The organism is Corallococcus sp. CA049B (assembly GCF_003611685.1).
Taxonomy (GTDB): domain Bacteria; phylum Myxococcota; class Myxococcia; order Myxococcales; family Myxococcaceae; genus Corallococcus; species Corallococcus coralloides.
In genome coordinates this window covers 43,502-62,257 of the sequence record NZ_RAWC01000011.1, presented here as the reverse complement: position 1 = coordinate 62,257, position 18,756 = coordinate 43,502, and the positions used below count along the sequence as shown (strand labels likewise).

Annotated in this window: 20 protein-coding genes and 1 pseudogene; 10 read left to right on the top strand and 11 right to left on the bottom strand. The window is 70.2% G+C overall.

The annotated features are described in order from the left end of the window. The first annotated feature begins 81 nt into the window (after positions 1-81). Entirely contained in the window at positions 82-495 is a 414-nt protein-coding gene (locus D7W82_RS04340; protein ID WP_147439222.1) for an immunoglobulin-like domain-containing protein, read from the top strand. On the opposite strand, the gene D7W82_RS04335 is transcribed toward D7W82_RS04340, so the two are convergent. Next, entirely contained in the window at positions 482-1,393 is a 912-nt protein-coding gene (locus tag D7W82_RS04335) for a LysR family transcriptional regulator (protein WP_120617104.1), read from the bottom strand. The genes D7W82_RS04340 and D7W82_RS04335 overlap by 14 nt on opposite strands. A 105-nt stretch (positions 1,394-1,498) precedes the next feature. Between D7W82_RS04335 and D7W82_RS04330 the strand changes: the two genes are divergently transcribed. Together D7W82_RS04330 and D7W82_RS04325 are read left to right on the top strand one after the other, a co-directional pair. Then, positions 1,499-1,903, top strand: coding sequence for a RidA family protein (locus D7W82_RS04330; protein WP_120617103.1), 405 nt, complete (start codon positions 1,499-1,501; stop codon positions 1,901-1,903). A 307-nt stretch (positions 1,904-2,210) separates the two neighbouring features. Then, positions 2,211-2,765, top strand: coding sequence for a hypothetical protein (locus D7W82_RS04325; RefSeq protein WP_120617102.1), 555 nt, complete (start codon positions 2,211-2,213; stop codon positions 2,763-2,765). 191 nt (positions 2,766-2,956) lie between these two features. Here the strand turns inward: D7W82_RS04325 and D7W82_RS40895 are convergent, their stop codons facing one another. Then, positions 2,957-3,145: a hypothetical protein gene (locus D7W82_RS40895; RefSeq protein ID WP_199727675.1), complete on the bottom strand. Its 189-nt coding sequence runs from the start codon at positions 3,143-3,145 to the stop codon at positions 2,957-2,959. Between the two features lie 43 nt (positions 3,146-3,188). On the opposite strand from D7W82_RS40895, the gene D7W82_RS04315 reads away from it, so the two are divergent. After that, complete coding sequence (locus tag D7W82_RS04315) at positions 3,189-3,548, top strand: hypothetical protein (protein WP_199727674.1); 360 nt, start codon at positions 3,189-3,191, stop codon at positions 3,546-3,548. Between the two features lie 53 nt (positions 3,549-3,601). Here the strand turns inward: D7W82_RS04315 and D7W82_RS04310 are convergent, their stop codons facing one another. The 3 genes from D7W82_RS04310 to D7W82_RS04300 form a co-directional block, all read right to left on the bottom strand. Further along, positions 3,602-5,038 (bottom strand): glycoside hydrolase family 43 protein, encoded by a 1,437-nt coding sequence (locus D7W82_RS04310; protein WP_120617101.1) that lies wholly within the window; start codon positions 5,036-5,038, stop codon positions 3,602-3,604. A gap of 97 nt (positions 5,039-5,135) precedes the next feature. Further along, positions 5,136-6,707, bottom strand: coding sequence for a PKD domain-containing protein (locus tag D7W82_RS04305; RefSeq protein ID WP_120617100.1), 1,572 nt, complete (start codon positions 6,705-6,707; stop codon positions 5,136-5,138). Between the two features lie 102 nt (positions 6,708-6,809). Further along, the gene (locus D7W82_RS04300; RefSeq protein WP_120617099.1) at positions 6,810-7,385 is read right to left on the bottom strand and encodes a hypothetical protein; all 576 of its coding nucleotides are present in this window, start codon (positions 7,383-7,385) and stop codon (positions 6,810-6,812) included. A 92-nt stretch (positions 7,386-7,477) separates the two neighbouring features. Here D7W82_RS04300 and D7W82_RS04295 point away from each other — a divergent pair, with 92 nt between their 5' ends. The 3 genes from D7W82_RS04295 to D7W82_RS04285 all read left to right on the top strand — a co-directional run bounded on the left by D7W82_RS04295 (position 7,478) and on the right by D7W82_RS04285 (position 10,507). Then, on the top strand, positions 7,478-8,743 hold the full coding sequence (locus D7W82_RS04295) for an amidohydrolase family protein (protein ID WP_147439221.1): 1,266 nt from the start codon (positions 7,478-7,480) through the stop codon (positions 8,741-8,743). A 107-nt stretch (positions 8,744-8,850) separates the two neighbouring features. Further along, the gene (locus D7W82_RS04290) at positions 8,851-9,345 is read left to right on the top strand and encodes an endonuclease V (protein WP_120617097.1); all 495 of its coding nucleotides are present in this window, start codon (positions 8,851-8,853) and stop codon (positions 9,343-9,345) included. Between the two features lie 31 nt (positions 9,346-9,376). Further along, on the top strand, positions 9,377-10,507 hold the full coding sequence (locus tag D7W82_RS04285; protein WP_120617096.1) for a class I SAM-dependent methyltransferase: 1,131 nt from the start codon (positions 9,377-9,379) through the stop codon (positions 10,505-10,507). Here D7W82_RS04285 and D7W82_RS04280 read toward each other — a convergent pair. Beyond that, positions 10,480-11,484, bottom strand: a complete 1,005-nt coding sequence (locus D7W82_RS04280) for a LysR family transcriptional regulator (protein ID WP_233587287.1) — start codon at positions 11,482-11,484, stop codon at positions 10,480-10,482. The two genes, D7W82_RS04285 and D7W82_RS04280, sit on opposite strands and share 28 nt — an antisense overlap. Before the next feature lie 123 nt (positions 11,485-11,607). Here D7W82_RS04280 and D7W82_RS04275 point away from each other — a divergent pair, with 123 nt between their 5' ends. Further along, complete coding sequence (locus D7W82_RS04275; RefSeq protein WP_120617131.1) at positions 11,608-12,858, top strand: MFS transporter; 1,251 nt, start codon at positions 11,608-11,610, stop codon at positions 12,856-12,858. Positions 12,859-12,913: 55 nt separating this feature from the next. Here the strand turns inward: D7W82_RS04275 and D7W82_RS04270 are convergent, their stop codons facing one another. The 3 genes from D7W82_RS04270 to D7W82_RS04260 all read right to left on the bottom strand — a co-directional run bounded on the left by D7W82_RS04270 (position 12,914) and on the right by D7W82_RS04260 (position 16,206). After that, positions 12,914-14,092 carry a hypothetical protein gene (locus D7W82_RS04270; RefSeq protein ID WP_233587290.1) on the bottom strand — a complete coding sequence of 393 codons (1,179 nt, stop codon included), beginning with the start codon at positions 14,090-14,092 and terminating at the stop codon, positions 12,914-12,916. A gap of 306 nt (positions 14,093-14,398) precedes the next feature. Further along, the gene (locus tag D7W82_RS04265) at positions 14,399-15,046 is read right to left on the bottom strand and encodes a response regulator transcription factor (protein WP_120617094.1); all 648 of its coding nucleotides are present in this window, start codon (positions 15,044-15,046) and stop codon (positions 14,399-14,401) included. Beyond that, positions 15,043-16,206 carry a sensor histidine kinase gene (locus D7W82_RS04260; protein ID WP_120617093.1) on the bottom strand — a complete coding sequence of 388 codons (1,164 nt, stop codon included), beginning with the start codon at positions 16,204-16,206 and terminating at the stop codon, positions 15,043-15,045. Before D7W82_RS04260 ends, D7W82_RS04265 begins: the two co-directional genes overlap by 4 nt. Before the next feature lie 139 nt (positions 16,207-16,345). Between D7W82_RS04260 and D7W82_RS04255 the strand changes: the two genes are divergently transcribed. Then, entirely contained in the window at positions 16,346-17,062 is a 717-nt protein-coding gene (locus D7W82_RS04255) for a DUF2306 domain-containing protein (protein ID WP_120617092.1), read from the top strand. Here D7W82_RS04255 and D7W82_RS04250 read toward each other — a convergent pair. Both D7W82_RS04250 and D7W82_RS04245 read right to left on the bottom strand, forming a co-directional pair. Beyond that, a pseudogene (locus D7W82_RS04250) lies at positions 17,025-17,321 on the bottom strand (TetR-like C-terminal domain-containing protein); the annotation flags it as partial. The gene D7W82_RS04255 and the pseudogene D7W82_RS04250 sit on opposite strands and share 38 nt — an antisense overlap. Before the next feature lie 59 nt (positions 17,322-17,380). Then, a complete protein-coding gene (locus D7W82_RS04245) occupies positions 17,381-18,163 on the bottom strand; it encodes an SRPBCC domain-containing protein (protein ID WP_120617091.1) in 783 nt (260 codons plus the stop codon). Between the two features lie 175 nt (positions 18,164-18,338). On the opposite strand from D7W82_RS04245, the gene D7W82_RS04240 reads away from it, so the two are divergent. Continuing rightward, complete coding sequence (locus D7W82_RS04240) at positions 18,339-18,707, top strand: hypothetical protein (protein WP_120617090.1); 369 nt, start codon at positions 18,339-18,341, stop codon at positions 18,705-18,707. Positions 18,708-18,756 lie beyond the last annotated feature (49 nt).

Genomic DNA, 18,756 nt, shown 5'->3' with positions numbered 1-18,756 from the left:
GGCATGCCCCCCGGAAAACGATGGGATGGCCATGGCCTGACAGCTGCATCAGCGCCGGGACTCAACCCCAGGAGGATGCCGATGCGACTCACACTTCCGTTGATGGCCCTCACCCTGCTGCTGGTGGCGTGTGGGGAGGTCGAGGTCTCCCTCTCCACGGACGCCACTGCGTATCAGCCCCGTGACACCGTCCGGCTCGAGCTGCGCAACGAGGGCACCCGCGAGGTGGGCTACAACCTCTGCCTTGTGCGACTCGAGCGCCGGGAGGACACCGGGTGGAGCCACACACCGCACCTGGGCGAGAACGTGGCATGCCTGGCCATCGAGTACCCGCTGAAGGCCGGTGCCCGGGCCCATGGTTCGCTGACGCTCCCCTCGGAGCTGGCCGCCGGGGAGTACCGCATCGTGCACGACGTGAACACCCGGGAGACCGACGCCCAGGGGCGGACCGTCGAGGAGGCGGTGATCAGCAACTCCTTCCTCATCGAGCAGTGACGGTCGCGTTCCATTGCTCGACCATCAGGTCGATGAAGCGCCGCACCTTCGCTGGCAGGTGACGTTTGCTCGGGTAGAGCGCCATGATCGGCACCTGCTCCGTCTCAACGGACGGAAGCAGCGCCTTGAGCCGCCCGCTCGCCAGGTCTTCGTCGACCAGGAAGCCGGGAAGATAGGCGATGCCCAGCCCCGCGACGGCTGCGTCCCTAATCGCCTCGCCACTGTCGAGCCGCAGGCGGCTGCGTCCCTCCACCTTCACCGTGGCGCCGCCCTTCTGGCGCAGCTGCCAGTGCTGCCGTCGCGTCCGGCTGCTGAAGACCAGACACTCATGCGCTGACAGGTCCTCCGGCGTGCGGGGTTCGCCGCGCGCCTCCAGGTAGGCGGGCGCCGCGCAGACGAACACCGGGTATCGGGCCACGGTCCTCGAAACCAGGCGCGTATCGGTGCTGGAGGCATTGATGCGCACGGCCAGGTCGTAGCCCTCCTCGATGATGTCCGAGACGCGATCGGAGAAACTCACCTCCGCCTGCACCTCCGGCCAGGTCCGCAGGTAGTCCCGCAGCAAGGGGAGGACATGCAGCCTGCCGAACGCGGCGGGCAGGGTGAGCCGCAGCAACCCTCGGGGTGTCCCCGTGCGCTGCCCGACACTGGCCTCCGCGTCGTCCAGGGCCGCGAGGACCTGCTGGCAGTGCTCATGGAAGACGCGGCCCTCGTCGGTGAGGCTCAGCTGGCGTGTCGTGCGGTTGAGCAGGCGCACCCCGAGGCGGGATTCCAGCCGGGCCAGGGCCTTGCCCGCCGCCGAGCGCGTCAGGCCGAGGGCCTCGCCGCCGCCCACGAAGCTGCCCGCGTCCACGACGGACATGAAGGCGAAGATCTCATCCAGGTGGGCGCGTTTCATCGAGGGCGCTCGATTGTAGCGACCGCGTCGCTGGAGAGGGGAACGCTGTTCGTCAATGGGCCCGGTATACGAGTCCGGCACTCGCATCCCCTCTGGAGCTCATCCATGCCCGTGACCCTGCTCAACCCCGACGGAATCATGAAGCCCGACGTGTACCGGCAGGTGGCCATCGCCACCGGCACCCGGCAGGTGCACATCGCGGGACAGGTCGCGTACGACGCGGAGGGCCAGCTGGTCGCTCGCGGCGACCTGGCCGGACAGGTGGCGCAGGCCTACCGCAACGTCGCCATCGCCCTCGCGGCGGCCGGAGCGACGTTCGACGACGTCGTCCGGCTGACGTTCTACGTGGTCGACTGGAAGCGCGAGCGGATGCCTGACTTCCTCGCCGGCATCGAGCAGGTCGCCAGGGAGCTGAAGATCTCTCCGGCGCCGGCCTCGCTGATCGGAGTCTCCGTGCTCTTCGAGCCGGGCGTCCTCGTGGAGCTCGAAGCCACGGCCGTCGTGGGCTGAGCCGCGTATGCCCACTCCGATCGCGACTGCCATTGATTGAAGCCATGCGAAGGCGCGTATGTATTTGACCCGCTCGCCTGCCTACCCGGCGAGCGGGGGCGCTCCGACCCCAGGCGGCGTGTAGGGACAGACCCGTGGAAATCCCCTAGCCAGGCCTCCCAGGCAATGTGCAACACGGCCCGGACGCAATCGTACGCGCCCACAGGAATAACCTGATTTGCGCGTTCTGATTTGCAGTTAAATCAAGACCAGTGCTAGGAATGCCTCGGCTTCGGCCAACCCCACACAATCAACTCAGGAGTAGTCCATGACGAGGAACGTGAAGCGTTTCCTGGCCGCCTCCCTGTTGTCCCTCGCGCCGTCGGTTGCCTTCGCCGCTCCGGCCGATCTCGGGTTCCCCGACTTCCTCTCCCAGCGCAGCGAGTACGTCAGCGTTCGCGAGGGCGCGTTCGAAGTTCAGCAGGTGAAGGGCGGCGCCTCCATTGGCGCGGCCCTGGAGAACTTCTTCGTCTCCAACCAGAGCGGCGCCACCGTCTCCCTGGGCCTCCAGACCATCAACGGCACGTTCAACGGCGTGTTCACGCCCTATCCCGTGCCCACCGCCACCCTGGGCGGGTTCCAGGTCAGCGCCCCCGCGCCGGCCCCGTCGTTCTCCCAGCAGTACTACTGGACGGTGGACCCGGCGAACCCGGCCGGCGCGAAGACGTGTGTCTGGCGCGTGGACATCGCGGACTCCGCCGGGACCTGCACCGCGACGGTCTATTACGGCACCTATGGCGGCGCCATCTGCACCGTCGACAACGCCAACTCCTTCATCGACATCAACACCTGCCAGGCGCAGATCGTCACCATCATGCAGTGACGTGAGCCTCACGCCGCCCGGGGCCTTTGCATGAGGCCTCGGGCGGTGCCGGCTCCGCTCCCGTGCCGGGCATGGACCCCTGGGTGCTGGACGCGATCCGGGTGACGTCTACGTGCGCCGGGCCTCGTACGACAGCGCGTACGAGAAGTGGCTGAAGTACCTGGGGCCCCTGCGTCCCGGAGAGCTCCGGTTCATCCCCGCTCCCTGACCATCAGCTTCCCGGCGAGCAGCTCGCGCATGCTCTTCGGCTCGCGTCCAAGCAGCTGCCTCAGCGTGGGGTCCACGGCCGCGAACTCACCGTCGCGGCTCGCGCGGTAGAGGCCGAGCGAGATGCCGACCCCGGGCGCGGGCATGCCGCCCGCCACGAGCTTCGCGCGCATCGCGTCCTCCGACACGGAGCTTCGACGGAGGGGACGTCCGAGGATGCCCGACGCGACGTCGCACAGCTCCCCGAAGTCCAGCGCCTGCGACGCCGTGAGCGGCGGCGTCGGCCGGCTGCGGGTCAGTGAGGAGCGGGCGCTCGGCCTCGTGTCGTCGATGTGCAACGGTGCGGTGCTCACGCTCCTGCGCCAGCCGGAAGGGCAACGCGACCTCGGGCTGTCCGATGCCGCGCGAGAGACGGTCGTGGCCGCGATCACCAGCGAGGCCGCCCCTCCGGCGAACACGGAGGTCCGTTCAGCGGCCACCACGCTGCGCGCCTCCCTGGACCGGCTCTCCGTCCTGACCCCGGGCGAAAGCGCGCTGCTGAGCGAGCTGCTGGCGCGCATCACGGACGCCGGGTGACAACGCGTCTTCAGGCAGGGGCCAGGCGCCGGTCCCCTGCCTGAAGAGGGCCGCTACGGCATCGGACGCGAACCGGAGGACGGCGCTTCCGGAACCGCGGGCCAGCCGTTGGGCCAGGTGATGGCATCCACGAGCATCACCCGGGCCGTGTGGGAGCTGTTCCACGCGTGGTAGACCATGACCGTGTCCCCGCCGGGTCCTTTGACGACCGAGTTGTGGCCGGGCCCCACCCAGCCGCCGCCCGTCTTGAGGATGGGGTTGCCCAGCTTCGTGTAGGGCCCCAGCGGGCTCGTGGCCCGGGCCACGCCCACGGCGTAGGTGCTGTTGGCGTACGAGTTGCCGCTGTAGAAGAGGTAGTAGTAACCGCCCCGCGCGACGACCCACGGCGCCTCCACGACGCCGCCCTCCCAGCCGAGCGTGTTGCTCATCAGCGTGCGGCGCGTGCCGGTGAGCGACAGCCCATCCGCGGACAGCGTCTGGCCATGGATGGGCGTGGGCTGCCCCACCGCGTTGCCGTCCGCCTTCCACACCAGGTACGGCACGCCCGCGGTGTCGTAGAAGAACGTGGCGTCAATCATCCCCATGCCCGCGTCATGCACCAGGGGATGGCCCAGGTCCGTGAAGGGCCCCAGCGCGCTGGTGGCCGTCGCGGCGCCGATGGACAGCTTCCCGTCCTGGTGGCGCGCGGTGAAGTACGCGATGTACCGGCTGCCCACCTTGTGGATCTCCGGCGCCCAGTAGTCACCCGTGGCCCACGTCGGACGGCGCGCGGAGGGGAAGATGTTGCCGGCGGCCGTCCAGGTGACCAGGTCCTTGGACGTGCGCAGCGGGAACGCGTTGGCCGCGCCCCCGGACGTGCAGGCCGCGACGTACTGCGTGCCGTCGTGGATGACGCCCGGGTCCGCGCAGTCCACCGGCACCACGGGGTTCTGATAGAGCCCGCCACAGCCCGTGTAGCGCAGCGAGATGCCGCACGCGTTGCTGCCGCTGAAGTACGGCGACCAATCGTTCGACAGCACCGTGTACGAATTGGGGGACGCATTGGTGCAGCCCCGGTCCCACCACACGCGGCCGCCCACGTCGTCGTACTGGGCCGGGTGCCCCGCGGGGTGCAGCCACGCCGGACCGTAGGTGACGCGCGTCGAGCAGGCCGTGGCGCCGGAGCAGTCGGAGGTGTCGAGCGCCATCACACAGGCGTTGGACCCGGTGAAGTACGGCTTCCAGCCGTTCGACAACACCGCGTAGGAGTTGGTGCCTTCGTTGACGCAGCTGCCGTCCCACGTCACCAGACCGCTCGCGATGTCGAACTGCTCCGGGTGCCCGGGGTGGATCCACCGGTCCCCGTAGGTGATGCGGGTGCTGCACGCGAGCGCCCCCGTGGACGTGGCCACCGGGGCCTCGTCCACGAGGGGGCCGTCGGAGCGCTCTTCACCACACCCCGCCGCGAGCGCGGCGAGGACGACGGCGGACAACAACGGGGGGTTCTTCATCGATGGACCTCCAGGTCTGCGAAGACTTGGAAGTCCTATTTATCAGTTTTTACTTGTTGTCGAGATTCCACCCCCTCCCGGAATTGGGAAGGGTCGGTCAGCGAACCTCGAGTTCGTAGATGCGCGTCGCCGGGTCGCCGTTCTGGGACGGAGTGGTGACGTTGAGCTTGATGTAGCGCGCGGAGGTGGCGCTGATGGCGTGGGTGGAGGTGTTGGCGGTGTTGTTGGTCACTGTCACCGGGGTGCTCCAGGTCGTGCCGTTGGTGGAGGTCTGGAGGGTGAAGGCCCGGGTGTTCCAGGTGCTCGCTTCGCCGCCCGCGCCGGCATGCTGGACGGTGAAGCTGCTGACCGTCTGCGCCGAGCCGAGATCCACCTGCATCCAGGCGCCCGACACCAGCGAGCAGAACTTGTCGGTGGTGCCGCCGGAGACGCTCCCGTTGACGGCCCTGGCCGGCGTTTCGCTGCTGTTGCAGGCGGTGGAGCCGGTCGCCGGTTTGTTGAGCGCCAGGTTGGCGTAGCCCGCGCCGACCGAGACGGTCTGCGTCCGGGTGTGGCTGGCGCCACCGTTGTCCGTCACGGTCAGGCTGACGGTGTAGTTGCCGGCGCTGGCATAGACCCGGCTGGGATTCGTCGCGGTCGAGCCGCTGCCGTCGCCGAAGCTCCAGCTGCGCGCGGTGATGGTGCCGTCGCTGTCGCTGGAGGCGTCGCTGAAGGTCGCGGTGAGGCCGCTCACGGTGACGCCGAAGTTGGCCACGGGCGGGGTGTTGCCGCTGACCGCCGTGTTGATGGCCGCCGCGTACTGCGCGCTCGTGCCCTGCGCCGCGCACTTCTGGATGTCGTCGTACAGCCACATGAAGCCGCCGTTGATGCCGGCGGTGCTCTTCCAGTTGCTCATCCGGGTCTGCACCGAGGCCGGGCTGTCGCCGCTGGCGCAGTTGGTGCCGTGTCGCGACCACAGGCCCGGGTCGACGGTCATGCCCATCGCGGTGTTCCAGCTCGCGGGGTTGTTGCCGGCGCCGCCGTCGTAGACCTGAAGGTAGATGCCGTCGACCGCGGAGCCGAGGTTGTTCCGGAGGTTCCGCCAGAAGGTCTGCTGGGTGTAGGGCGCGAAGGTGATCTTGAAGCCCTGGCTGATGAGCATCTGTCCGAACTGCGTGGTCGGAGCGAGGTCGTAGGCGCTCTCGTCGTCGAAGTTGACCGCGTCGGCGCCGGTGGCGGCCTTCAGCGCCTGGAAGTTGCGGTACAGGATGCTGTTGGTGCCGGTGCCGCAGACGAGCGTGCTGCCGCAGCCGGCGGCGGTGCCGTTGACCAGCCGGGCCATGCGCTCGAAGTCCGGGACGCTCCAGGCGCCAATGGACACCTCGATGCGATTGACCGAGGTCGGCGCCGTCTTGAGCGTGGCCAGCCGCGTGGGCCAGGCCGCATCGCCGATATAGGCGCCGTTCCGGACCACCGGGATGTCGTTGTAGACGAGGTCGCCGTTGTCCTCGATGTGGAAGCTCCAGAGGATCACGGTGGTGAAGCCCGAGCCGCGCAGGTCGTTCATCACCGCGGTGCCGCCGGAATAGAACGGACCGCCGCCGTAGATCGCCGAATCGGCGAGGGCCACCGGCGACACCGTGGCCAGCGCGAGGGCAAGGCAGGACGCGAGTTGCTTCGACTTCGGCATGGTGTGCTCCCCCTGTCGCCAGCGTTGGCGACGGGGAGACATTGCGAGCGCCGAAACCCGTAAGTCAATTTCATTCAGAGAAACTGGAATATACCGAAAATATCACTCGGCGCGGAAGTGCGACTCCGCGATGGAGGCGCCCCAGCAGCAGGCGTCCTCGCCCTCCGCATCGGTGGGCAGCGTGGTGTGGAGCGGTGCGTCCGCCTTCACGTCCGTGAAGTAGAAGAGGTTCTTCGGGAGGAGGACGAGCGCACGGTCCGCCTTGCGCGTGCGCAGGGTGAGCTGCCCCAGCGCCGGGTCGGCCACGTCCGCGGGGCCCTGGGGGAGGAAGGCCTCCCGCTTCGGCGGAGCACGTTCACCCTCCGGGATGCAGCCGCCCTCCTCCGTGGAGACCTCCACCTCGCGCACGTGGCAGCCCTTGCCTTCCGCGAAGTGGAACACCGCCCGCACCTTCGTGAAGTAGCAGTCCGAGGTGCCGCAGTCCGCGCCGTGGACGTCCGCCAGCGCCGTCAGGCGCACCTTGTTTCCAGGCAGGGACTCCACCATGCCGCTGCGCGCATAACGCTGGAACAAGGGGACCTGGGCGCAGCGGGAGGGCGCCGGAGCCGCCGCCCGGGGGCCACCGGCAGGCACGGACAGCAGGAGCGCGAGGAGCGGCGAGACGTGCCTCAGGGACATGGCTGAAGTCATATCAGGCGCCGGCCCCATGCAGCGGCCGTTTGACGGGCTCCGCGCTTGGGGGCACGGTTCGGATCAGCGAGGTGAACATCATGAAACGGGTCGCGCTGCTTCTCTCTCTGGCCTCCGCCGGCTGCGCGTCCAGCCAGCGTCCGGCACCCACGGATCGCTATCTCCTGACGGGCACGCGGCTCTATGTGGCTCCGGACGCGCCCCCGCTGGACAACGCCTGGGTGGTCGTGAGCGGCGGGAAAGTCGAAGCCATGGGTTCCGCGCCGGAGGCTCCGCCCCCTGGAGTGCGGCTCGAGGACGCCTGCGGCGGCGGGGTCATCACCGCGGGGTTCCAGAACAGCCACGTCCACTTCACGGATGCCGCGTTCGCCGGAGCCGGCAGCCGTCCGCGCGACGAGCTTCAGCCACCGCTGAGCGGGATGACCACGCGCTTCGGCTTCACGACGGTCGTCGATACCGGCTCCGACCCCGCGAACACCGAGGCGCTTCGCCAGCGCATCGAGCGGGGCGAGCTGCAGGGGCCGGCGATCCTCACCGTTGGCTCCCCGATGTATCCGGAGAAGGGCATTCCCTTCTACCTGCGGGACCTGCCGCCCGAGCTGCTGGCGCGGCTTCCGCAACCCGCGTCGGCGGAGGAGGCCCGCGCCACCGTCCGCGAGAATGTCGGGGGCGGCGCGAAGGGGACCAAGCTGTTCGTCGCCACGCCCCAGGGAGGTGGTGAGATCCGGCGCATGGCCGCGGACGTCGCTCGCGCCGCGGCGGATGAAACCCACCAGCGGGGGGGCCTGGTCATGGTGCACCCCACCGACCCCGAGGGCGTGAGCGCCGCCGTGCAGGCTGGCGTCGACGTCATCGTGCACACGACCATCGATTCACCGAAGTCCGAGTGGAGCGCGGAGCTCGTCGGCCAGATGGTCGCGCGCCACGTCTCCGTGGTGCCGACGTTGCAGCTCTGGGGGTACGAGCTCGCCAAGGAGGACGTGCCCGCGAACGTGCGCGACCGCCTCGTGGGGAGCGCTGAACGGCAGCTCGCGGCGTTCTCCAGCGCGGGTGGCCAGGTCCTGTTCGGCACCGACGCCGGGTACATGTCGGACCTGGATCCGACGCAGGAATACGTCCTCATGGCCCACGCGGGGCTGACACCGATGCAGCTCCTCGCATCGTTGACCACCGCCCCCGCTGCGCGCTGGAGCGCCGCCGAGCGACGGGGCCGCGTCAAGCCGGGCTTCGACGCAGACCTCGTGGTGCTCAACGGCGATCCCGCCACGGATGTCCGGCGGTTCGCCGACGTGAAGTGCACGATTCGAGCAGGCAAGGCGCTCTTCGTCCGCGCGCCCGCCGAGTAGCGGATTGCCACGATTCCCCAGGCCGCCTGGTCAGGCCGAGCCTCCATTGAGGACTCCAGTGTCCGGTGGATCGGCTGTAGCGTGGGGGGACTGCCGAGGAGATCCGGATGCTCGCTTGTGTGGACGTGGACTACCGCCCCGACGTCACCGTGGCCGCGTGTGTCCTCTTCCGCGCGTGGACGGACGCCAAGGAGGCCGGACATTGGGTGGACCGGGGCCCCATCGCGGCCCCCTACGAGCCCGGCCAGTTCTACCGCCGCGAGCTGCCGCACCTGCTGCGGGTGCTCGCCGACGTGCAGGAGCCGCTGGAGGCCATCGTCGTGGATGGCTACGTGTGGCTCGGGGAGGACAAGCCCGGCCTGGGCGCCCACCTGTACGAAGCGCTCTGCCGCTCGGTGCCCGTCATCGGCGTGGCCAAGACGCCCTACGTCACCACGGGGTCAGCGCTCCCCATCGTGCGGGGGCAGAGCCTGCGACCGTTGCTCATCACCGCCATTGGGATGGAGACCGCGACCGCCGCGGAGCACATCCGGCGGATGCATGGCTCATCGCGCATGCCGACGATGCTGAAGTTCGTGGACCGGCTGTGCCGTGAGTCCTGACGGAGGGCCGAGGACGTGCTACCCCAGGGCCATGGATCGCCCCCGCCGCCCCACCGCCTCGCCCTTCGAGTTTCCGCCCGGCGCCGCGTTCACCTGGCACTCGGAGAGTGACGAGCCCGCGCCCACGCGCCTGTCTCCCGTGGACGATGGCCTCAGCGCCGACGCCGCGCTCAAGCGCGTCCGCCGGGGCGAGTTCCTGCGCTACACCGGAGACTTCCACAATGCGAAGCAGCTGCTGGGCGCGTTGGGCCGGCGGCTTGAACGGCCCTGGCAGGCCCGCACACCGCTGGAGGCGTTCCGGGCCGAACGCCGCGCGCGGCAGCAGGAGCACGCGACGCTGTCGCGCATCGTCGTCGCGCTGGACCGCGGCTACCGCCTGGACCTCGCGCGCGCGCCGGACGTCGCGGAGGCGTGCCGGCAGGTCTGGGGCGAGCCCACGGAGGACTTCACCGTCGTGCCGCTCAAGCAGCTGCTCGGCATGCTCGGGGCCGCGGAGTGGCGGCGCAAGGGCCTGGCGGTCCCGGGGCTGAAGGGGCTCATCCATCCGCACTACGGCGTCTACCTGCCCACGCGCACGGACTACGTGGAGCTGCTGGCGGCGGTGCCGGACGTGAACGGCCAACGCGTGTTCGACGTGGGCACCGGCACCGGCGTGCTCTCCTTCCTGCTCCTGCAGCAGGGAGCGTCGTTCGTGCAGGCCACGGACTGCGACTCCCGCGCGGTGGCGTGCGCACGGGAGAACGCGGAGCGGCTCGGGCTCTCCCAGCGCTTCCAGGTGACGGAGGCGGACCTGTTCCCGGAAGGAAAGGCGGACCTCGTCGTCTGCAACCCGCCTTGGATTCCAGAACCTCCCAAGAACCGGGTGGACCGCGCGGTGTTCGACGAGGACAGCCAGTTCCTGCGCCGCTTCCTCGAAGGGCTCCCCGCCGCGCTGAACCCGGGGGGAGAGGGATTGCTGCTCCTTTCGGACCTGGCGGTGCTGCTGGGCCTGCGTCCGCCCGGGTGGCTCGAGGAGCAGTTCGAGCGCTGCGGCCTGACGGTGGTGTGGAAGGAGTCCACGCCGGCGCGGCACTCCAAGGCGAAGGACAAGGCGGATCCCCTGCACGCCGCGCGCTCCCGGGAGATCACCACCCTCTACGGTCTCGTGCCCACCCCCCGATAGCCAGGGCGCGTGGCCACCGCCAGGGCCGCCGGAATCCTCTCCCGCATCCACTCCACGAACCTGCGCAGCCTCGCCGGATGGAAGCGCGCGGCGGGATAGAGCAGATACATGGGCAGCGGCGCGGCCTGCCATTGCGGCACCAGGTGCAGGAGCCGGCCGCGGTGGAGCTCCTCCTGGAGCACCCAGGACGAACCCACGCAGACGCCCAGGCCCTTCACCGCGGCGCTGCGCAGGGCATAGAGGCTGTCCGTGCTCACGCGCGGCTGGAAGACGATGGGCTGGACCTCGCCGGTGGCCACATGGGTCAGCGGGATTTCGTTGCGATAGAACGTGCGCAGGGACAGCCAGGGCAGCCTCGCGAGCGCGTCGGGATGCTCCGGCAGGGGGCCTCCCGCCACCACCGACGGCGCGGCCACGACGATGCGAGGCACCTCCGCCACGCGGATCGCCACCACGCTGGGGTCCTGCACCTCGCCGACGTGGATCGCGCAATCGATGCCATCCGCGATGAAGTCCACCGCCCGGTCATGCAGCAGCCATTCGACGGAGACCCGCGGATGACGGCCCAGGTACTCCGTCAGCGGCGCCACCAGCAGCTCCTGTCCGAAGGCGTGCGGCACCACGACGCGCAGCCGCCCCTCGGGTTCGTCGCCCGCGCCGCGCAGGTCGGACTCGAACAGGTCCCAGCTGGCCAGCAGCTCCTTCGCCCGTTCGTAGCAGCGCGTCCCGTCCTCGGTGAGCTTCATGGCGTGGGTGGAGCGCTGGAGCAGCCGCAGCCCCAGTGAACGCTCCAGCGCCTGGAGCCGGCGGCTCACCGTCGGCTGCGTGGTGCCCAGCTGCGCGGCGGCGGAGGACAGGCTCCCCGCGTCCACGATGCGGATGAACGTCTGCATCAGCTCCAGCCGGTCGGCGCTGGCGGACACGGGGAGCTTCGGCGGGGCCCCGCGCCGCCGGGCCGGCTTCGAAGGGGTGGGCATGCGGGCCTGCTCCAGGAGGGGGTGATACGCAACGCGTATAACCGCTGTACGGAGCACGCGTCTACCGTCCCCGCTCCCTCTGGCGCACTGTCACCTCATCGCGCAGCACCCGAGGTGAACATCATGTCCTTCATTCACGCCGTACATGGGACCGCCGGAAACGGCGTCCGCCCCTCACCGGTCTCCGCCGCCAGCGCCTCCCTGTCGCACGGCCTGCGGCTGCTGCTGGCCGCGAGCGCCGGCCTGTCGGTGGCGTCGATCTATTACAGCCAGCCGATGCTGGGGGTGATGGGGTCCACCCTCGGCGCCTCCGGCACCGCGGTGGGGCTGGTGCCCATGCTCACGCAGCTGGGCTACGCGCTGGGCATCCTGCTGCTGACGCCGCTGGGCGACCGCTTCGACCGGCGCGGCATCATCCTCATCAAGGCCGCGCTGCTGAGCGTGGCGCTGCTCCTGGGCAGCCTGGCCCCGGGCATCCAGCTGCTCCTGGTGGTGAGCTTCGCCGTGGGCCTGACGGCGACCGTGGCGCAGGACATCGTCCCCGCCGCCGCGACCCTGGCCTCCGAGCATGAGCGCGGCAAGGTGGTGGGCACGGTGATGACGGGCCTGCTGCTCGGCATCCTCCTGTCCCGCGTCATCAGCGGCGTGGTGGCCGAGCGCTTCGGCTGGCGCGCCATGTTCCTGGTCGCCGCCGCCAGCGTGGCCTTCGTCGGCGTGGCGGCCTGGCGGGGCCTGCCGCGCTTCCACCCCACGAACACGCTCTCCTACGGCGCCCTGCTCGGCTCGCTGGGTGCCCTGTGGCGCAAGCATGGCGCCCTGCGCCGGGCGGCGCTGGCCCAGGGGCTCATCTCCATTGGCTTCAGCGCGTTCTGGTCCACCCTCGCCGTGATGCTGCATGGCGCCCCGTTCCACCTGGGGAGCGCGGCGGCCGGTGCCTTCGGGCTCGCGGGCGCGGCGGGGGCGCTGGGCGCTCCGGTGGCGGGCCGCATCGCGGATCGCTACGGGCCGGAGGTCGTCACGCGCCTGGGCGCCGGCCTGACCGTCGTCTCCTTCGCCACGATGTTCGCGGCGCCGTGGCTGGAGCCCCATCACCGGCTGTGGCTGATTGGCGCCAGCGCGATTGGCTTCGACCTGGGGGCGCAGGTGACGCTCGTGGCGCATCAGACGCTCGTCTTCGGCATCGAGCCCGCTGCCCGCAGCCGCCTCAACGCGCTGCTGTTCGCTGGCGTCTTCATTGGCATGTCCGTGGGCGCGGCGAGCGGCAGCCTGGTCCTGGCCCGCTGGGGCTGGGTGGGCGTGACGCTGCTGGCGACGGCCTCCGCGCTGGCGGCCCTGTGGGTCCGCCTGTTCCCGGCGGCCCGTGCGGCCCGCTGACGGCGCCGAAACTGCGCCCCGTCCTCTGTCCGAGGACGGGGCCCCCCTCCCCCACCTACTGCACTGCCCTTTCGGACAGGATCCGCACGTTGAGCGCGCCGTTGGCGAAGTACTGGCTGTTCTGGCCCACGCGATGCTGCTCCAGGCGGCGCTGGAGGTTGACGTCGTAGCGGCCCAGCTTCATCAGCCCGTCGTTGAACCAGCCATCCCCGGGCCCGGTGCCGTCCACGAACTCCGCATACGCCTTGGGCGAGGGCCAGATGACGGTGTTGAGCATCACGACGAACCCGCGGATGTCCGCGTCCGTCCACTCCATGCCCGCATCGTGGGCCTCCACGATGAAGGCCAGCACGTTGTTCGCGTGCGCCACGTCCTGGCCGGGCTGGGCGTGGGTGTCCCACTTGTCGTTCCAGAACCAGGCCGCCGGGTGGTCGGGGTTGGGCGCTAGCTTCTCGCGCAGGGAGGACGGGAAGTTCGGCATGCCGTGGTTGATGTTGTCGAAGACCTCCAGGTAGCGGGCCTTGCGCTCCGGGTCGGTGGTCATCCGCGACAGGTCCATGGCGATGAAGGCCCAGTGCGCGGCCATGTGCGTGCGGTTGCGGTAGACGAAGTCGTTCGCCCCGCGCAGGAACCACTTGTCGAAGATGTTGCGCTCCGTGAACGCCAGCAGCCGGTCGTACTGCCTGCGGTAGGTGGTGGAACCGTAGAGGTCCGGCGACTCGCGGATGAGGCGCAGCATGCGCGTCACGTAGCGCCAGCAATAGCTCTCATACAGCGGCACCTCCTGCCCGGCCGGGGACGACAGGGACGAGGTCCAGCCCAGGTACCCATCCTTGAACTGGCTTTGGGGCAGCGAAGACGAGACGCGAGCGGAAGCCACCATGTTGTTGACGTAGAGCAGGGCCCGGTCCAGGTACGCCCGCTTCCCGATGGCCCGGTACATCGCCGTGTTGGCGTCCAGACCGTAGGCGAGGTTGTAGAAGTCCCAGCTGTCGCGGGAGTTGCTCCACGGCAGGAAGGTCTGCATGTGCTCACGGCCCCACGCATCCACGAACATCCCCTCCCAGACCGCGACGGGGCGAAGCCCCGCGGGAGTCGGAGGCAGCGCTGGTGGAGCCGGAGGAAGCGCCTCCTCTTCGGGCGCGGAGGAAGGCTCCATGGGAAGGGCCTGCACTTCAGGGGACTCGATCCGGCCCACGGCCTCACATGCACTGCACAGCAGCAGCGAGAGCATCAAGACCGGGATGCGGATCCAACGAGAGCGGCACGAGCAGCGGGGGTTTGACATCGGGGGTCCTCGCTTCAGGTCGATGTGGCCTGGAAGGGTATGGGCGCGAGCGGACCCTCCCAATGCCCCTCAGGGAACGACCGCCCTTCCAGGACCGGACTCCCACGTGCCCTGGCCGCTTGCCCTCTCATGTCATGGCGTCTGGGGTTGGACAGATGCAATGTCCAGGACCGGGCGCTCCCGCCGGACGGGGTTCGAAAGTCCAGACACGGCCTTGCTGGCGGTGGACGTGAGCTGCCCACGGCTCCGCGCCTAGAGGCAGCCCAGCTCCATGGCGCGGAGCACGGCGCGGGTGCGGTCCCTCACGCCCAGCTTGGAGAGGATGCTGGAGGTCTGGTTCTTCACCGTGCCCTCCGCCGTCCCCAGCGCGTCGGCGATCTCCCGGTTGCTCAGCCCCCGCGCGATGAGGCGCAGCACCTCCACCTCGCGGCGGGTGAGCCCCTCCGGCAGGTCCGCGTGGGGGAAGTCGCGGGGCAGCTCCGCCATGCCGCGCGCCACGCGCTCCGCGACTCCTGGCGGCAGCAGCGTCTGACCAGAGGCGACGCGCCGGATGGCCTCCGCCAGCTCCTCCAGGGACACGTCCTTGAGGAGGAAGCCCTGCACGCCCAGGCGGAGGGCCTCGATGAGGACGGCGTCCTCGTCGAACGTCGTGAGCAGCACCACGCGCCGGCCCGCGTCCGTGCGCCGCAGCGCGCGCAGGGCCTCCAGCCCCGTCATGCGCGGCATGCGCACGTCCATGAGCACCACGTCCGGGTTCAGCTCCGCGACCTTGCGCAGCGCCTCCTCGCCGTCCGAGGCCTCGCCCACCACCCGCAGGTCGGGCGTGAGCTCCAACAGGCTGCGCAGGCCCTGGCGCACCAGCGCGTGGTCATCCGCGAGCACCAGCCGGACCGTGTTCATGTCCCCACCCCACGCTCCTGCGTGGCCGGCAGCCACGCCTCCAGCTCCAGCCCCTTCCCCGCCACCGCGCGCCACTCCACGCGCCCGCCCAGTCGGGAGAACCGCTCCTGCATGCCGGTGAGCCCCGCTCCGGGCGTCACCCTCGCCGCGCCGCCTCCGTCGTCCCTCGCGTGCACCCGCACCCCGCCGTCCTCCGTGGGGGCAATGACAATCCACAGGTTGCGGGCCCCGGCGTGGCGCAGCGTATTGGTGAGGACCTCCTGCACGCAGCGGAACAGCGAGTGCGCCGCTTCGGTGGACTCCAGGGCCAGCTCGCCGGGGACCTCCAGATGGACGGCGAGCCCCGGGGCCCCCTCCGCGAGCGCGCGCAGCGATGGCAGGAGCGGCATGGGCGCCTCGCGCAGCTCCGTCACCGTGCGCCGCACCTCGGACAGGAGCGTGCGGGCCGTCTCTCGCGCGCGGCGCAGGTGTTCGGCGGCGGCCGTCTCCTTCGCGGTGTACGCGGCCGCTTCCAGGTTGAGGCTGAGCGCGGTGAGGTGGTGCCCCACGGAGTCGTGCAGCTCGCGGGCGATGCGCAGTCGCTCTCCTTCGCGCTCACGCGTGGCGAGCAGCACCTGGGTGGCCTGGAGCTCCGCGTGGACCCGGGCCAGCTCGCGGCGGGCCTCGGCCTCGCGGACCATCACCAGGGCCGTGCCGAAGGTGAAGCCCTGGAAGCCGGTGTAGATGAGCGTCTGCACCAGGGCCTGGACGGGCGGGCGCTGGACCCCGAACACGACGAGCATGCCCAGCACCTGGGCCCCCACCCACGCCAGCGCCCGGCGCTGGGGGAGGATCTCCGGCGCCTGTCCGGCGGTGATGGCGAGCAGCGCGCCGTCCAGCCCGCTCCCCCCCGTGGCAATGCAGACGAGCGCCGCGAGCGCCTGCACGACGAGCAGCGGCAATTCTCCCTGGCCCTGCACCCGCGTCTGGAACCAGAAGGCCCCACCGAAGGTGAGGAGCCCGAGGCACCACGGCAGCGTGTCCGGCGCCATCCACCGCGCGGGCTCACGCGACAGGTCCTCGAGGTGCGCGAAGCCGACCACGGCCCAGGTCAGCATCCCGGCGACGAACAGCAGGCGATGGGTGGTGGCGGGCTTCGCCACGGGGGACCGCGCGGGCATGGCCGGGGACCCTAGGCCACCCTGGACACGGGGGCCATGTGCCGGAAGTCACATGCGGGCCGTATGACTTCCGCCAGATGGAGGCACCCGCGCCGACGCGTACCTTGCTTCCCGGACTCGCAGCACGTCGGAGGCACCCGTGTCGCTCTATCTCTTCGCCCGCTGGCTCCACATCGCGTCGGGAATCATCGCGTTCATCACGCTCTGGCTGCCCCTGGTGGCACGCAAGGGAGGCACCCTGCACCGGCGCGTGGGCCAGGCCTACGTGGGCGCGATGATCTCCGCCGCCATCTCCGCGCTGGCCATCTGCGGACCGCGCTTCATCCAGGCCCCGGGCGAGCAGCCCATGGACCTCTTCTTCATCTACATCGCGGTGCTGAGCGCGGCCTCCGCGTCCATGGGGGTGCGCGTGCTCCGGACGAAGACACGCACCGGGGCGAGCACGCACCCGCTGGACGTGGGCCTGTCCGCGCTGCTCCTGTGCATGGGGCTCTTCACCGAGGCGTACGGACTGCGGATGGGCGTGCCGCTGCTGTGGGGCTTCGCTCCGGTGGGCATCTTCTCCGGGTTGACGGGGCTCTGGTACTGGTTGCGGCCGCCCCAGGACCGCATGCACTGGTGGTTCCAGCACATGGGCGCCATGGTGGCATCGGGAATCGGCACCATCACCGCCTCCCTGGTGGTGAACGCCAGGCACGTCGGCGTCGAGGGCCTTCAGCTCGCGCTCTTCCTGGGGCCCACGGTGGTGGGCGTGGTGGGGCTGAACCTCTGGACGCGCTACTACCGCCAGCGCTTCGCCCGGAAGGCCCCGGGTCCCGCTAGCGTCCCCTGGGCAGGGGCCGCAGCGCGGCGATGACCAGGTCCACCACGGTGTCGGCATACGCGCTCGTGAGGGGCGCGGTGCGAAGCAGCCACCGGTGGAAGAGCGGCCCGACGAGCAGCTCCACCGCGACATCCAGGTCCACCCCCTTCGCGACCTGGCACTCGCGCTGCGCTGAACGCAGCCGCTCCTGGACCGCCCTCAAGTGGGGCCGCAGCACGGCCTCCACGAACTGCTGGGCCAGCGCGGGGTCCGCCTGCGACTCCGCGGTGAGCGCCCGCGAAGGCAGCTCGAAGCGCGGATCGGAGGTACAGGGTGGGTGGACGCAACGTCAAACCCCCACCCCGGTGGCCACTAGGCAAGCAGGGCGAGGACCTTGGACCAGCGCTCGCGCATGGCCTCGCGGACCTCCGCGTCCGGGAGCTTCTCCATGTGCACGTGGAGGGAGGCGCCCTTCGTCTTGGGCGTCACCGTGAGCTGTAACGTCGCCGGCTTCTTCCAGCCGTCCGTCTCCCAGGTCATGCGCAGGCGCTTGCCGGGCTTCACCACCCGGACTTCGCCTCGCACGCCGGGGGCGCCGCGACGCTTGGGGGTCTCATGACGGCCGCCCACTTCGGCCTCCAACGTCGCGCCCGGGCCCAGCCAGCGCTCCGGCTGCGTCGTGAGCCACTCCCACAGTTCGGGGGCGCTCATCGGCAGCGTGCGCACCACGCCCACCTGGAAGCCCGTGACTGAAGCCTTCTTCTTCGCGGCCGCGGGCTTCTTCGCGCGCGTGGCGATCTCCGCGAGCCGCGCCTGCACCAGCTTCTTCACCAGCTTCGCCGGGAGCGGTTCGTCCGGAGGAAAGCTCACGCCGCTCTTGGACGTGGTGTAGCCGTCCAGCTCCGACTCCAGCGCCGGCACCACGCTGCCGCTGAAGGGGTAGTAGCCGCAATGGTTCTTGAAGAACGCGAAGCCCGCCACGGCGGCCCCGTCCACCTTGAAGGTGGGCATCTGGTAGCTGAGGGTCTCGGTGGCCTTGGGGAGCAGCTTGCGCAGCTGCGTGCGCAGGGCGGTCAGGGTCTTCTTCGCCGCAGGGTCGGTCACGTTCGCCAGATAGGCGTCGATCGTCTGCGGGACTCGGGTCTTCGTCGCCATTGGTCTTCGGGCCTCCGGGGCGTTTCGTCCCGACTTAGCAGAAGCGCAAGACCGCGCCGACGGGGCTCCGCTCACTCCTTGCAAATCGGGTGGCGGCAGCCATTGTGAATCTCCTTTGTGGTGGGGGCCGCATGTAACGGATTGGGCCTGCCCACCCCATCAGAGTGGAGACGGTATGAAGCTTGAACGCCACGTCGGCGGACTGTCGCTTGCGCGCAAGGTGAACTACCTGCGCGCGCGCGGCTGGCGCGAGGACACGGAAGGCTGGTCGAGCGAGCGTTTCCGCCCCGTCCCCATCGCTCGCGCCCTCCATCACCAGCTCACCGACGACCTCAGCCGGGCGCTGTGTCAAATGGGCTGGCAGGTGATGGGCTACTCCCCGCGAGGCTATGTCCAGATGCGCGACGGTGAGCGGGGCCAGTCCTGCTCACTGCCCAAGGCGCTGCGCCTCCAGGCCCGGCGGGAGCGCCGGCCCGTCGCCGAGCTGACGTATGCGTTGTTCCTCGCGGCACTCCTCGAGACCGAAGGCGGCGCCCCCGGGTGAGACAGGAAGAGACGTGCGTTTCGTGCGCATGCCATCATTGGAGGCCGGA